Genomic DNA, 13,713 nt, shown 5'->3' with positions numbered 1-13,713 from the left:
ACCGCATGGCGACAGGCGAAAAAGCGCCTCAATTTTGCCCTTTTTTGGCGTATGGAGGGCAGTCCACAGTTTATTTTGACGCAAATTTAAGACTCAGGCCATTCTTTTCGCCTTCGTCCTGAATTTCCGCCGGACCGCGACCGGACCGCCCTGTTCCCGTGCTTACGCCGCTTTCGGCGCCCTACGAAGGACTTGACCGCGTATATGGCTCAACTCGATCCCCGCCGCCAACCCATTCGCCTGTCGCCGATGCTGTTCGCTTCGGCGGCGGCGATCACGGTGGGCGTCGCGGCCTGGCGCCTGTTCCAGCCCCTGCCCGGTCTGAATGCGCCCATGGATCCCGCCGCCAGCATGGCGCTGGAGACACAGGCCTTCGCCGAAGCCGCCGCGCGCCCCGGCTTCAGCCCCGCGATTGACGTGCCGATCTCGATCCGCTCCGGCGAAACCCTGGCCGAGGCCGTGTCGCGCATGGGCGTGGCCCCCGCCGAGGCCAAGGCCGCCGTCACCCTGCTGTCGCAGGCTTTCAATCTGCAAAATCTCAAGGCGGGCCTCAGCCTGGAAGCCGCCATCGCGCGCCCGGCCGGCAATTCTGACGCGCCTGCGCAACTGCTGGGCCTGACCTTACGCACCGGACCGGCCAAGCAATTGACCCTGACCACGGCGCGCGACGGCTCGATGCGCCTGCGCGCACTGGAGGAATCGGTGCGCGACGAACGCCGCGTCGCCATCGGCGCGGTGTCCGGCTCCCTGTTCACCTCCGCCGCCGCCCTGGGCGCCACCCCGTCCCTGACCGCTCAGGTGGTCAAGCTGTTCGCGCACAAGCTCGACTTCGAGCGCGACATCCAACCGGGCGACACGTTCAAACTGGTGTTCGACCGCAAGGTCACCGAAAGCGGCCGCACGGTCGAGGCGGGCAATCTGCTCTATGCCGAAATCCAGACGCATGACGGCGCCGACCGCTTCTATTCCTTCCAGCCCAAGGGCGATTCCCAGCCGGAATTCTTCGACGAGAACGGCAAGAACATCAAAGGCTTTCTGCTGACCACCCCGGTCTATGGCGCGCGCATCTCCTCGACCTTCGGCATGCGTATGCACCCGATCCTCGGCTTCACCAAGTTGCACACCGGCATCGACTTCGCCGCGCCGATCGGCACGCCGATCATGGCGGCGGGCGACGGCGTGGTCGAGGACGCCAAGTGGTGGGGCGGCTATGGCCGCTGGGTGCGTCTGCGCCATAATAGCGAATGGGAGACCGGCTACGGCCATATGTCGGCCATTGCGGTCAAGCCCGGTCAGCACGTCACCCAGGGCCAGATCATTGGCTATGTCGGCTCGACCGGACGTTCGACCGGCCCGCACCTGCATTTCGAAGTCTGGCAGAACGGTCACCCGATCAACCCCAAGAGCGCAAAAGTGCCCGATTCCAGCCTGTTGCAGGGTCAGGACATGATCGCCTTCCGCGCCCGCAAGCGCGCCATCGACGGCATGATCGCCATGGCGGCGAACCATACCGATGGCGGCTCCGGCGCCGTGGCCGTCAATACCGGCGACTATCATTTCGAGGATGAAGGGGCGACCTCGCGCCCAATGGCCCACTCGACCGAGCTGGCGCAAAACGAGGCTGGCGCTTTGCGCGTCAACAGCCTGGCCCCGCTGCGCACCGGCCTGACCACCACGCGCGGCATGCGCTGATCATTCCAGCCGGTCGGCCTTGAACAGGACCGGAAACAGCCGGATCCAGATCACCGTGACGAGAAGCGAGCCTATGCCGCCGAACAGGGCCGCCCCGACCGGGCCTAAAAAGCGCGCGGTCACGCCGCTCTCGAATTCGCCAAGCTGGTTCGAGGCGCCGATAAACAGGAACGAGGCCGACGACACCCGCCCGCGCATGTGATCGGGCGTGAACAATTGCACGAGGGTCTGGCGCACGAAGACGCTGACCATATCCGCCGCGCCCAGCACCATCAGAGCGAAGATTGACAGCCAGATATTGCGCGACAGGCCGAATACGATGGTCGCGGCCCCGAAGATCGCCACGCAGGCGTACATCCACGGCCCGGCGTGGCGGCGGATCGGAAACTGCGACAGGGACAGCGACATCAGGATGGCGCCGGCGGGCGTCGCCGCCTGCAACAGGCCGAAATAGAAGGGCGAGACCTCCAGCACGTCGCGCGCAAACACGGGGATCAGCGCCGTCGCACCGCCCAGCAGCACCGCCGCCAGATCGAGCGACATGGCGCCCAGCAGCATCTTGGACTTCCAGATGAATTCCGCCCCCTCCTTGACCATTTCGGTCTTGGAGCCGGTCGGCGCCTGCGGCTGGGTGTCGGCGTCGATAGCGAAAATCATCAGGGTGGCGACGACCATCAGAACGGCGCAAACAATATAGGCCGACTGGGTCGAAAAGGCGATCAGCACGCCGCCCAGGGCCGGGCCGACGATCGAGCCGACCTGCATCGACATCGAATTCATCGCAATCGCCTTGGGCAGCACCTGACGCGGCACCAGCATCGGCCCTAGCGCCGAGGTCGCCGGTGCGCCGAAGGCGCGCAGGGCGCCCTGCACGAAGCCCAGCACGAACAGCCCCCAGATCGGCGGATCGGGCAGCAGGGTGTAGAGACAGAAAACCACCGATAAGAAGGATTGCAGCGACAGGGTGCCAAGCAGCACCTTCTTGCGCGCCACGCGGTCAACCAGAATCCCCGCCGGTATGGTCAGGCAGAACAGGGCGATGAACTGCGCCAGGCCGAACATGCCGACATAGAAGGCCGACTCGTTCACATCATTGTGACGCCGCGCCAGCGTATAGACCTCCCAGGCGATGGCCGCGCCCTGCGCCGTGCCGCCCAGAACGGCGGCGATGCGCGACAGGAACAACAGCAGGAAGTTGCGGATTTGCAGGGGATGGCGGTTGTCGTCGGGCTCCATGCCCTGCGAGACGGCCTCGGCGCCGTTGTCGGATGCGGTCACTTCAGAGAAGCCTCAACAGAAAAACATAGGGTCAAAAAACATGTGACGAACGGTTTTGAGTCTTTCCCCGGCGTTCAAAGGGTCTTACAGCAGGGCGCATGGTGAAAACAGATATTTCCGCGAAAAAATCACCCGATGTCGTCACACTGGCCAAGGCGCTGATCAGCCGACCTTCCGTGACGCCCGCCGACGCAGGCGCGATGGACGTCGTGCAGCGCACCCTGGAGGGCATGGGCTTTACCTGCACGCGGCTGAAGTTCGAGGATATCGAAAACCTCTACGCCCGGCGCGGGACCGCCGCGCCCAATCTGTGCTTCGCCGGTCATACCGATGTCGTGCCGTCCGGCGCGCGCAACCTGTGGAAGTACGATCCGTTCGGCGCCGAGGTGCATGACGGCGCGCTGATCGGGCGCGGCGCCGTCGATATGAAGGGCGCCATCGCGGCCTGGATCGCGGCGGTGGCGCGGCTGAGTTCGCATCCGGGCAGCCTGTCCTTCCTGATCACCGGCGACGAGGAGGGCGACGCGGTCAACGGCACGAAAAAGGTCGTCGAGCATCTGAAAGCCAGGGGCGAAGTCATCGACCACTGCATCGTTGGCGAGCCGACTTCGGTGGATCGCTTAGGCGACATGATCAAGGTCGGGCGGCGCGGCAGCCTGAACGCAACCTTTACCGTGATCGGCAAACAGGGCCACGTCGCCTATCCCGACCGCGCGCTCAACCCCCTGCCCGTTCTGGTCAACCTGCTGGCCGAGATGAAGGGCCGCGTGCTCGACAAGGGCTATGAGAGCTTTCCGCCGTCGAATCTGGAGATCACCAGCATCGACACCGGCAATCCGACCACCAACATCATCCCGGCCCAGGCCAGCGCGCGCGTTAATATCCGCTTCAACCCGACCCATACCGGCACGACCCTGAACGGCTGGCTCTTGAAACTGTGCGAAAAGCACGCCCACGGCACGCCGATCCGCATCGACTTCAAGGCGCGCGTGTCGGGTGAGGCCTTTCTGACCGAGCCAGGCGATTTCGTCGATCTGATCCTCGATACGATCAAGGCGAAGCTCGGCGTCAAGGCCGATCCTTCGACCAGTGGCGGCACCTCGGACGCGCGCTTTATCCGCGATCTGTGCCCGGTGGTCGAGTTCGGTCTGGTCGGCCAGACCATGCATCAGGTCAATGAGGCGGTCAGCGTGGCCGATCTCGAAGCGCTGACCGACGCCTATCAGGCCTTGATCGAGGCGTATTTCTCGAAGTTTGGCGCAGCTTCGTAGGTGACATGGGTTAGGTATAACCCGTGCGCGGGCGCGACCTGACCGCAGGCTGTGCGGTCCTTCGCCGCCAGCGCCGCCGCCACGTCCGCGACCGTCCAGCGTCCCAGCCCCGCCTCGACCAGCGTGCCGGTCATCGAGCGCACCTGCCGGTGCAGGAAGGAGCGCGCGGCGAAGACGAGGTGAATTTCCTCCCCCACCTGTGCGACGCGGGCGATGTCGAGCGACTTGACCGGCGATTTAGCCTGACATTCGACGTGGCGGAAGGTGGTGAAGTCGTGTGTGCCGACCAGAACCTTCGCTGCCTCAGCCATGACGCCCGCATCGAGCGGCTTCTTGACATGCCAGACGCGGCCCTGATCGAGCGCAGGCGGCGCGCGGCGATTAAGGATGCGATAGAGATACATCCGTCCCGTGGCCGAAAAGCGCGCTGAAAAGTCGTCATCGGCCTGTTCGGCGCGCAAGACCGCGACCGGCTCCGGCTGGATACAGGCATTGATGGCGTCGCGCACCGTATCGGCGGGAAACGGCTTGTCGAGATCGAAGCTGACCACCTGTCCGGTGGCGTGCACGCCGGTGTCGGTGCGTCCGGCGGCGGTCAGACGCAAGGTCTGGCCGCTGAATTTCAGGATGGCGGCTTCGAGCGCGCCCTGCACGGTCGGCAGGTCGCCCTGCGCCTGAAAGCCCTTATAGGGGCGGCCATCATATTCGATCCAGAGCTTGTAGCGCGGCATCAGATCAGTTGATCCCCGGCCCTCAGGCCCGACCCTTTGAGGAATTCGACGCCGTCCTGCGCCGACTTGCCCTCGCGCTGCACCCGGGTCAGCTCGATCACGCCGTCGCCGGTGGCGATCTTCAAGCCCGCACCCAGCAGCAGCGTGCCGGGAACCTCGCCGCTGGCCTCGTCAGTTGGGCGCGACATCAGCACCTTCAGACGCTGCGCGCCCTTGCCCGCGTCCATCATCGTCCAGGCGCCCGGAAACGGCGACAGGCCGCGAATATGGAAATCCAGATCGCGCGCCGGTCGCGTCCAGTCGATGCGCGCCTCTTCCGGTGTGATCTTCTTCGCATAGGTCGGCTCGCCGGTCTGGGCGCGTTCCTGCGCGCCGCCGCGCTCGATGGCGGCCAGGGCGACCGGCAATAACGATGCGCCAAGCGCCGCCAGCTTATCGTGCAGGCTCTGCGCCGTATCGTCGGCGGCGATCTCGACGCGCCCCGACAGGATGACCGGGCCTTCATCGAGACCTTCGCTCATGCGCATGACCTCGACGCCGGTAAAGGCGTCGCCCGCCATGATGGCGCGCTGGATCGGCGCCGCGCCGCGCCAGCGCGGCAGCAGGGAGGCGTGCACGTTTAAGCAACCGAGCGATTGATGCTCCAGCACCTCATTTTTGTGTATCTTGCCGTAGGCGACGACCACGGCGGCGTCGATATCGAGCGCGCGAAAATCCGCAATGGCCTGTGGGTCTTTCATGGATTTCGGCGTGCGCACCTCAAGCCCCAGACCTTGCGCGAAGGTATGGACCGGCGACGGCGACAGCACCTGACCCCGGCCTTTCGGCGCGGGCGGCTGCGAATAGACGCACACGATCTCATGCCCCGACGCCACCAGCTCGGCCAGCGCGCGCACCGCAAATTCGGGAGTTCCCATAAAGACCAGACGCATTAAAAGAATCCGCGCATGAAAAAACCTCGCAACTATGGTTGCGAGGTCTAATCACTAATGCAGGGATCGCGCAACCTTTAAGCCGCCCACCTTCAGGCCGCCGCCGAACGCACCAGCTTCTTGACCTTGGTGACGGCGCGGTCGCGCTTGAGCTTGGACAGGTGGTCGATGAACAGGACGCCGTTCAGGTGATCCATCTCGTGCTGGATGCAGGTGGCGTAAAGGCCGTCGGCCTCCTCCTCGACCTGCTGGCCGTTATAGTCGAGATAGCGGATGCGCACGCGCGCGGGCCGCAGCACCTCGTCATAGACTTCCGGCACCGACAGGCAGCCTTCTTCGTAAGGGGCCAGTTCCTCTGACGCCCAGACAATTTCCGGATTGACGAAATAGCGCGGATGTTTCACGCCCTCGGCGTCGGGATCGGCGCCTTCGGGCTTTTCCTGCAAGTCCATGACGATGACGCGCACCGGCTCGCCGATCTGGATCGCGGCCAGTCCGATGCCCGGCGCGTCGTACATGGTCTCCAGCATGTCGTCCATCAAGGCGCGCAGGGCGTCATCGACCTTATCGACGGGCTTGCACACCTGTTTGAGGATCGGGTTCGGAACGGTCAGGATGTCTCGTATAGCCATGGTCGCAGATGTAATCGCAGCCGCAGCTAAAATCAATATTCGGACACGCGCTCGTCGGTCGATTCTCCAAGACCTTCTAACGCATTCAGCTTGTTAGCCGTGCGCGGCTGGGCGTCGATGGCCTTGAGATCGGGCAGCTCCTTGCCCTGATGCCCGGCCTGCAAGTCTTCAAAACGGCGCGCCTGGGTCAGCACCTTGGTCTCCAGCGAACCGACAAAGGCGTTATACTTATCGACCGCGCGCCCCAGAGCATCGCCCATCGACGACACATGCCCGCCCATGACCGACAGACGCGCATACAGTTCGCGGCCCAGATCAGCGATATGGGTGGCGTTCTTCATCTGGTCTTCGACGCGCCAGCCATAGGCGACCGCCTTGCACAGGGCGAACAGGGTGGTCGGGGTGACGATGATCACCTTCTTATCCATCGCCTCGCTCAACAGGTCCGGCGCATGGTCGAGCGCCGCCGCCAGCAGCCCGTCGCCGGGCACGAACATGGCGACGAAATCGGGCGAGCCCTGCTCCTTGAACTGATCCCAGTAGGCCTTGGCGGACAAATCCTTGACGTGGGCGCGCAGACCCTGCGCATGCTGGCGCAGCAGCATGTCGCGCGTCGCCTCGTCGGTCGTCTCAGCGGCTTGCAGATAGGCGGTCAGATTGACCTTGGCGTCGCTGACGAACACCGCCGAGGCGTCGCCAGGCAGGCGCACCACCACGTCGGGACGTCGCCGCCCCTCCTCGGTGTCGAGGCTGAACTGTTCGAGAAAATCAAAGCGCGCCGACAGGCCCGCCGCCTGCAAGACATTGCGCAGCACCTCCTCGCCCCAGCGTCCCTGCACCCCGGCGCCGCGCCGCAAGGCCCCGGCCAGCTTCTGCGTCACCTCGCGTGTGGCGTTCGAGGCGGTCATCAGCTCGTGAATCTGCTGTTTAAGCCCGCCCGTATCCTTGGCGCGCGCCTCCTCCATCGCCTTGACCTGCGCCTCGAAGCGCGTGAGCTGCTCGGCTACGGGTTTCAGCGTATGGCCGACGCGCTCCAGCGCCAGCTTCTCGCGCTCGGCGGCAGCCTTCATCAAGGCTTCGTTGGACGCCTGCATGGCCTGCTGCGACACGATCTGGAACTGCTCGCTCATCGCCGCGCGCGCATCTTCCAGATTGCGCGCCCGCTCCTTCGCCGCCGATAATTCATTGGTGACGTCAAGCAGGCGATCGTTCATCTCATCGGCGCGTTCGCGCAAGCGTCGCGCCTCGGCAAAGGCCAGCCACCACGCCCCCGCAAAGGCCAGGGCGAGCAAGGAGACCAGCAGCAGACTCAGGAGAAGCATGTTCATGTTACGTTCTTAGGTTGTTAAGCCGCGTCTGACAAGTCTTTTCTACAGGTCGGCGCTTGCGCCTCATCCAGACCGCGATAAGCTGCGTAAACGGGCTTTAGGGAGCAGCTATGACAGATTTCAAAACCTTTGTGCGCAAGGTGCTGAGCGGTCGCGCGCCCTGGACCTATGGCTACTTGTTCCTTATCCCGTTTATCAACTGGTGCTTCGATCACGTCCCCACCTATCCACTGCCGGGACATGGCGACTGGAACCCGATGACGGTGGTGACCGGACTGGTGCTGGTGGTGCGCGATTTCGCCCAGCGCGAGGTCGGCCATTATATTTTCGGCTTTCTGGCTGTCGGCCTGCTGCTGTCGATCGTCACATCAGACCCGACCATCGCCTTCGCCAGCGCCTGCGCGTTCGCGATCAGCGAAACCATCGACTGGGCCTTGTTCACCTTTGCAAAATTGCCGCTGTCCAAGCGCGTCTTCGTCTCGGCGGGCATTTCCGGCCCCATCGACGCGGCGGCGTTTTTGTGGATCGCCAGCTATGCGATTCCCGGCATTTTCAACATCTGGTCGCTGGCCGGATCAGTGGTCAGCCGCTTCCTGGGCTGCCTGGTCGTCTATCTGATCATGAAGCATCGCGAGCGCAAACTGGCCCTCGCCGCCGCAGAACCTGCCTAGGCGCCGAACAGAGTAAAGACGAAGACGAAGATAAACATATAGCGCAAAGGCATGGCGAACTCCTCCACCGCCAGCCTTTAAAGCGTTAAGGATTTGTTAACCAGCCCTAACCGCCCATTGCGCGAAAATTAACGATAAAGACTGGGGAGCTGCGCAGGAAAGAAAGGGGGTATCCACAGATTACACAGATGTTCAGGATAATCGCACGCTACCGCTATCGTCAGTGGAAGGCGTCATGAAAGGCGCTTCGCGCAAGTGGCGTCAAGCGGCAGGCTCGATAGTTAGCGGTAGCGTGGAATCACCCTGAATATCTGTGTAATCTGTGGATAAAACCCTTCTTCTCGAAGGCCGTCAGCGCCGCGTTTTGAAAGCGTGCGCAATCGTGTTGTCATCCAGCCAGTCAAGATCGCCGCCGACGGGGACGCCGCGCGCCAGATAGGTGATCTCGATCTGGTTGCTCAGGCCGCGAAGACGGTCGGCGATATAGTGGGCGGTCGTCTGGCCCTCGACCGTGGCGGGCAGCGCCATGACCACTTCGCGCACATCGCCGCCCTGCACCCGCGCAATCAGCCGGTCGAGCTTCAGGTCTTCGGGCCGCACCCCCTCCAGCGCCGACAACAGCCCGCCCAGCACATGATAGCGGCCATGAAACGCCCCGACGCGCTCCATCGCCCACAGCGAACCGTCATCCTCGACCACGCAGATCATGCTGGCGTCGCGCGCCGGATCGATGCAGGTCGCGCAGGGATCGCGCGTCGCCAGCCGCCCGCACACGCTACAGGTCGTGACATGCTCGGCGGCGTCCTGCATGGCGGCTGTCAACGGCAGCAGCAATTGCTCGCGCCGCTTCAACAGCGCCAGCGCCGCGCGCCGCGCCGACCGCGGCCCCAGCCCCGGCAGCTTGGACAATAGCGCCATCAGGCGCTCAATTTCGGGTCCGGCGCCGCTCAAGTTTTAGAAGAATTTTGGCAGGTCAGGCAGCACCGCCCCCGGCCCCATCGAGGCGGCGGCGTCGCGCATCAACTGCGTATTGATGTCGTCGAGCTTCCTGCGCGCATCGGCATAGGCGGCGCGGATCAGGTCGGCCAGCACCTCGCCCTCGCCCGGCGCCATCAGCGACGGGTCGATGCTGAGCGCGGTCATGTCGCCCGTGCCTTTCAGCTCCAGCTTGACCATGCCGCCGCCGGACGCGCCGGTGACCACGCTTTCGTGCATTTTCGCCTGCGCCTCCTGCAACTTCTGCTGCACCATGGAGGCCTGTTTCATCATCTGCTGAAAGTCCATCAGTCGTCCTCGTCGCTGTCGGGGCGTTCATCGACGGGCGCGACGGGCGCGGCGTCGCTCGCCACCGGATTCGGGCGCGCGCGGATCGCGGTGATCTCGGCGCCGGGAAAAATCTCCAGAACCTGCGCGACGAAGGGATGCGCCTGGATGCGCGCCTTCGCCTCGGAGGTCTCGCGCTTGTCGCGCTCCATGATCGATTCGGCCCCGCCGGAGCCTTCGGTGGCGATCAGCCAGCGCTGCCCTGTCCATTCCTTCAGGCGCAGGGACAACTTGCGCACCAGATCGCCGGGGGCGTTGGGCGCGGGTTCGAAGGTGATGGCGCCGGGCCGGAAGGCGACCAGCCGCACAAAGCGCTCGACATCGGCGCGCAGGCCGATATCGCGCTTGGCCGAAATCAGTTGCAGCACCTCGTCGAAGCTTTGCGGATCGGGCAGGCTGGGCGCGGCGCGCATCTGCACGGCGGCGGAACCGCGCGCTGACGGCCCGCCCGCGCCGCCGCCCGGCGCACTGGGCGCGCCCGGCATGAGCGGTTCGCCGTTTTGCAGCCGCTTCATCAGCGCTTCCGGCCCCGGCAGGTCGGCGGCGTAGCACATGCGCACCAGCGCCATCTCGAACGCAGCGCACGGATCGGGCGCGCGGCGCAACTCCTCGAACGCCTTGAGCATCAGGGTCCATAACCGGCTCAGCGTCCCGGCGGACAGTTGCGACCCCAGCGCCGTCACGCGCATGGCCTGAGCATTGGGAAGCCGCGTCGCTTCGGCGCCCAGCACCTTGGCCACCGAGGTGGCGTGGCAATATTCCAGCAGGTCGCCCATAATCTGCGACGGATCGGCGCCGTAGCCATAGAGCGTGCGGAAGGCCAGCAGCGCCTCGCTCATCTGGCCAGAAATGACATTCTCGAACAGCGACAGCGTCGCCGAGCGGTCGGCCAGGCCCAGCATGTCGCGCACCACCTCGGCGCCGACCGCCTCGCCCGGCTCGCCCTGCACCAGCGCCTGATCGAGCAGGGACAGCGAGTCGCGCACCGAGCCTTCGGCGGCGCGCGCGATCAGGGCCAGGGCGTCCGGTTCGATGCGCACGCCTTCCAGGCCGCAGATTTTTTCCAGATGCGGGCTCAGGATTTCCGGCTCGACGCGGCGCAGGTCGAAGCGCTGGCAACGCGACAGGATGGTGACCGGAACTTTTCGGATTTCGGTCGTGGCGAAGATGAATTTGGCGTGCGGCGGCGGCTCCTCAAGCGTCTTCAGAAGCGCATTGAACGCGCCCGTGGACAGCATGTGGACTTCGTCGATGACATAGACCTTATAGCGCGCCTCGACCGGGGCGTAACGCACGCTTTCCAGCAGGTCGCGCATGGCGTCCACGCCGGTGCGCGAGGCCGCGTCCAGCTCCAGAACGTCGATATGGCGGCCTTCGATGATCGCCTGGCAATGCACGCCCATCACGCTGAGATCGACGCTGGGGCCGTGGACTGTGGCGCTCTCATAGTTGAGCGCGCGCGCAAGTAAGCGGGCCGTGGTCGTCTTGCCGACGCCGCGCACCCCGGTCAGCATAAAGGCATGGGCGATGCGGTGGGTGGCGAAGGCGTTGGTCAGGGTGCGCACCATCGCCTCCTGACCGATCAGATCCTCGAAAGTGCGCGGGCGGTATTTGCGCGCCAGCACCGTGTAGGCTTCGGACTTTTCCGCTGGCGGAGCGGCCTTAGGCGTAGGTGGCGCATCACCAAAAATATCCGCCGTCAGATCGTCGCGCTCCGGTTCGGGTGCGACGGCAAACGGGTCATCGAAATCGGCGGTGTCGGACATATGACCTATATAAGGACTTTTTGCACAGGCGTCAGCCATTAAGCGCGATTCGTTAACAGGCGCGAAGGGCTTAGACTGTCATGAATTCCGAGCTTCATCGTGAAGCGAGGCGAGGGCGACCGCCCTATGCGAAAATTTTAGGGGTGCTAACGCTTCGCTTCTTGAGCACGCTGCGCGAGCCTCGCGGCGCTTGAGCGGCAAACGAACCGAATGAGCGAAGCGAAGGAGGTGAGACGGCCGACCCGAAGGTGAATTCGTTATGGCTGCTGCCTTCCGGCCCTGACCAGGTTGGCGAGGCCTTCGCCCGACCGTCTCTGCGCCTATATGCGGATTTTCAGCCACGCTTGCAAGAGGCGATTTTCCGCCGCACGCTTGGCGGATGGAATCAGTCAACGGCTACACACGGCGCTGGTGGAAGGAGGCGGTGGTCTATCAGGTCTATCCGCGCTCATTCTACGACAGCAATGGCGACGGCATAGGCGATCTGCGCGGGATCATCGAAAAACTCGACCATATCAAGGGGTTGGGCGTCGATGTCATCTGGCTGTCGCCGCATTTCGACAGCCCCAATGCCGATAATGGCTACGACATCCGCGATTATCGCAAGGTCGGCGCGGAATTCGGGACGATGCAGGATTTCGACGACCTGCTGGCCGCCGTTCGCGCCGCAGGCATGAAGCTGATCATCGACCTCGTGGTCAACCACACCTCGGACGAACACCGCTGGTTTGTCGAGAGTCGCAAAGGCCCGGACAATCCGTACCGCGACTACTACATCTGGCATGAGGGCGATACGCCGCCCAATGACTGGACCTCGATCTTCGGCGGGTCCGCGTGGAAACGCGACGGGGAAAGCTGGTACTTACATCTGTTCCACGACAAGCAGCCGGACCTGAACTGGGACAATCCGACGGTGCGACATGAGGTCCACGACCTGATGCGCTTCTGGCTCGATAAGGGCGTCGATGGCTTCCGCATGGACGTCATCCCGTTCATTTCCAAGGACAAAAGCTTTCCGGACCTGCCGCCGGACCTGAAAAGCCGCCCGCAATATGTCTATACACAGGGACCGCATGTGCATGACTATTTGCAGGAGATGCGGCGCGAGGTTCTGAACGCCTACGACACGATGAATGTCGGCGAAGCCTTCGGCGTGACGCTGGCGCAGACGCCGGACTTTATCGACGAACGGCGCGGCGAACTCGACATGGCGTTCCAGTTCGCCGCCGTTGAGGTCGATCGCGACGAGAATGGCCATTGGAGGCCGTGGACATTACCCGACCTGAAGGCCGTCTTCGCTCGCCAGAACGCGGCCTTCGACAAGCATGGCTGGCCCGCTGTCTTCCTGTCCAATCACGACAATCCGCGCCTCGTCTCGCGCTATGGCGACGACAGCCCACCATGGCGCGTCAGGTCGGCGCAGGTTCTGGCCACCCTGCTGCTGACGCAAAAAGGCACGCCCTTTATCTATCAGGGCGATGAGATCGGGCTGACCAATCTGCATTTCACGGCACCCGATCAGTTCAACGATGTCTGGTCGAAAAATGGCTGGCGCGATCAGGTCGAGACCGGGGGTGTGACCGCCGCGAATTTTCTCGAAGAGCAGAACCACATCAGCCGCGATCATGCCCGTGCGCCAATGCCGTGGAACGAAAGTTCTAACGGGGGCTTTACGACCGGCACGCCGTGGTTCGATTTGAATTCAAACTTCAGCGAAATCAATGCCGACGCTGCCGACTATAATCCGATCTACGGCTGCTACACCTTTCTTATCGCTGTACGGCACACCGAACCTTGTCTGGTGTATGGTGACTACGAAGACCTACTCCCCGAACATCCGCATCTGTTTGCCTATATTCGCAGGCTCGATGACGAAGGGTATTTTATCGTCTTGAATTTCTCTCCACATGAACAGACTCTGGTCTTACCAGGCGGTTTCAGACGCTGCGAAATCCTCATGTGCAATTACAAACACATTGAAGACTATGACTATCGTGCGCCAATGAGAGGTTGGGAGGCGCGTATTTATCGACTTAGCAGGCCTGCCTAATCAGGGCGCGTGATCTTATTGGCTTTGGGCCACGCCTGT

General features: G+C 63.5%; 12 protein-coding genes and 1 other RNA gene. 4 read left to right on the top strand and 9 right to left on the bottom strand.

The features are described from left to right. Positions 1-204: 204 nt before the first annotated feature. Positions 205-1,692, top strand: coding sequence for a peptidoglycan DD-metalloendopeptidase family protein (locus ACTHLA_RS15865; RefSeq protein ID WP_440191572.1), 1,488 nt, complete (start codon positions 205-207; stop codon positions 1,690-1,692). Here the strand turns inward: ACTHLA_RS15865 and ACTHLA_RS15860 are convergent, their stop codons facing one another. Further along, positions 1,693-2,970 carry an MFS transporter gene (locus ACTHLA_RS15860; RefSeq protein WP_440191569.1) on the bottom strand — a complete coding sequence of 426 codons (1,278 nt, stop codon included), beginning with the start codon at positions 2,968-2,970 and terminating at the stop codon, positions 1,693-1,695. It abuts the gene before it with no gap. Between the two features lie 98 nt (positions 2,971-3,068). On the opposite strand from ACTHLA_RS15860, the gene dapE reads away from it, so the two are divergent. Further along, positions 3,069-4,241: a succinyl-diaminopimelate desuccinylase gene (gene dapE / locus ACTHLA_RS15855; RefSeq protein WP_440191566.1), complete on the top strand. Its 1,173-nt coding sequence runs from the start codon at positions 3,069-3,071 to the stop codon at positions 4,239-4,241. On the opposite strand, the gene truA is transcribed toward dapE, so the two are convergent. The 4 genes from truA to rmuC form a co-directional block, all read right to left on the bottom strand. Then, positions 4,193-4,972 carry a tRNA pseudouridine(38-40) synthase TruA gene (truA, locus tag ACTHLA_RS15850; RefSeq protein WP_440191563.1) on the bottom strand — a complete coding sequence of 260 codons (780 nt, stop codon included), beginning with the start codon at positions 4,970-4,972 and terminating at the stop codon, positions 4,193-4,195. The genes dapE and truA overlap by 49 nt on opposite strands. Next, the gene (gene fmt, locus ACTHLA_RS15845) at positions 4,972-5,904 is read right to left on the bottom strand and encodes a methionyl-tRNA formyltransferase (RefSeq protein WP_440191560.1); all 933 of its coding nucleotides are present in this window, start codon (positions 5,902-5,904) and stop codon (positions 4,972-4,974) included. Before fmt ends, truA begins: the two co-directional genes overlap by 1 nt. A 92-nt stretch (positions 5,905-5,996) precedes the next feature. Further along, entirely contained in the window at positions 5,997-6,536 is a 540-nt protein-coding gene (gene def, locus ACTHLA_RS15840) for a peptide deformylase (protein WP_440191557.1), read from the bottom strand. 32 nt (positions 6,537-6,568) lie between these two features. Further along, the gene (rmuC, locus tag ACTHLA_RS15835) at positions 6,569-7,864 is read right to left on the bottom strand and encodes a DNA recombination protein RmuC (protein WP_440191554.1); all 1,296 of its coding nucleotides are present in this window, start codon (positions 7,862-7,864) and stop codon (positions 6,569-6,571) included. Positions 7,865-7,974: 110 nt separating this feature from the next. Between rmuC and ACTHLA_RS15830 the strand changes: the two genes are divergently transcribed. Continuing rightward, entirely contained in the window at positions 7,975-8,535 is a 561-nt protein-coding gene (locus tag ACTHLA_RS15830; protein ID WP_440191551.1) for a VUT family protein, read from the top strand. A 351-nt stretch (positions 8,536-8,886) separates the two neighbouring features. Here ACTHLA_RS15830 and recR read toward each other — a convergent pair whose 3' ends face one another. The 4 genes from recR to ffs all read right to left on the bottom strand — a co-directional run bounded on the left by recR (position 8,887) and on the right by ffs (position 11,942). Continuing rightward, positions 8,887-9,486, bottom strand: coding sequence for a recombination mediator RecR (gene recR, locus ACTHLA_RS15825; RefSeq protein ID WP_440191549.1), 600 nt, complete (start codon positions 9,484-9,486; stop codon positions 8,887-8,889). A 3-nt stretch (positions 9,487-9,489) separates the two neighbouring features. Beyond that, positions 9,490-9,822 carry a YbaB/EbfC family nucleoid-associated protein gene (locus tag ACTHLA_RS15820; RefSeq protein ID WP_440192006.1) on the bottom strand — a complete coding sequence of 111 codons (333 nt, stop codon included), beginning with the start codon at positions 9,820-9,822 and terminating at the stop codon, positions 9,490-9,492. Beyond that, positions 9,819-11,624 carry a DNA polymerase III subunit gamma/tau gene (locus ACTHLA_RS15815; RefSeq protein WP_440191546.1) on the bottom strand — a complete coding sequence of 602 codons (1,806 nt, stop codon included), beginning with the start codon at positions 11,622-11,624 and terminating at the stop codon, positions 9,819-9,821. Before ACTHLA_RS15815 ends, ACTHLA_RS15820 begins: the two co-directional genes overlap by 4 nt. 224 nt (positions 11,625-11,848) lie before the next feature. Next, positions 11,849-11,942, bottom strand: an RNA gene (gene ffs / locus ACTHLA_RS15810) — signal recognition particle sRNA small type. Positions 11,943-12,003: 61 nt separating this feature from the next. Here ffs and ACTHLA_RS15805 point away from each other — a divergent pair. Beyond that, complete coding sequence (locus ACTHLA_RS15805) at positions 12,004-13,674, top strand: glycoside hydrolase family 13 protein (RefSeq protein ID WP_440191543.1); 1,671 nt, start codon at positions 12,004-12,006, stop codon at positions 13,672-13,674. Positions 13,675-13,713 lie beyond the last annotated feature (39 nt).

Origin of the sequence: Asticcacaulis sp. (genome assembly GCF_051956075.1) — a bacterium.
GTDB lineage: Bacteria > Pseudomonadota > Alphaproteobacteria > Caulobacterales > Caulobacteraceae > Asticcacaulis.
The sequence above is the reverse complement of the archived record's forward strand: the minus strand, read 5'-3'. Positions and strand labels throughout refer to the sequence as shown.

Coding starts and splice junctions, on each gene's coding strand:
- ACTHLA_RS15865 (WP_440191572.1), top strand. CDS start 205: ATGGCTCAACTCGATCCCCGCCGCCAACCCATTCGCCTGTCGCCGATG.
- dapE (WP_440191566.1), top strand. CDS start 3,069: ATGGTGAAAACAGATATTTCCGCGAAAAAATCACCCGATGTCGTCACA.
- truA (WP_440191563.1), bottom strand. CDS start 4,972: ATGCCGCGCTACAAGCTCTGGATCGAATATGATGGCCGCCCCTATAAG.
- fmt (WP_440191560.1), bottom strand. CDS start 5,904: ATGCGTCTGGTCTTTATGGGAACTCCCGAATTTGCGGTGCGCGCGCTG.
- def (WP_440191557.1), bottom strand. CDS start 6,536: ATGGCTATACGAGACATCCTGACCGTTCCGAACCCGATCCTCAAACAG.
- rmuC (WP_440191554.1), bottom strand. CDS start 7,864: ATGAACATGCTTCTCCTGAGTCTGCTGCTGGTCTCCTTGCTCGCCCTG.
- ACTHLA_RS15830 (WP_440191551.1), top strand. CDS start 7,975: ATGACAGATTTCAAAACCTTTGTGCGCAAGGTGCTGAGCGGTCGCGCG.
- ACTHLA_RS15815 (WP_440191546.1), bottom strand. CDS start 11,624: ATGTCCGACACCGCCGATTTCGATGACCCGTTTGCCGTCGCACCCGAA.
- ACTHLA_RS15805 (WP_440191543.1), top strand. CDS start 12,004: ATGGAATCAGTCAACGGCTACACACGGCGCTGGTGGAAGGAGGCGGTG.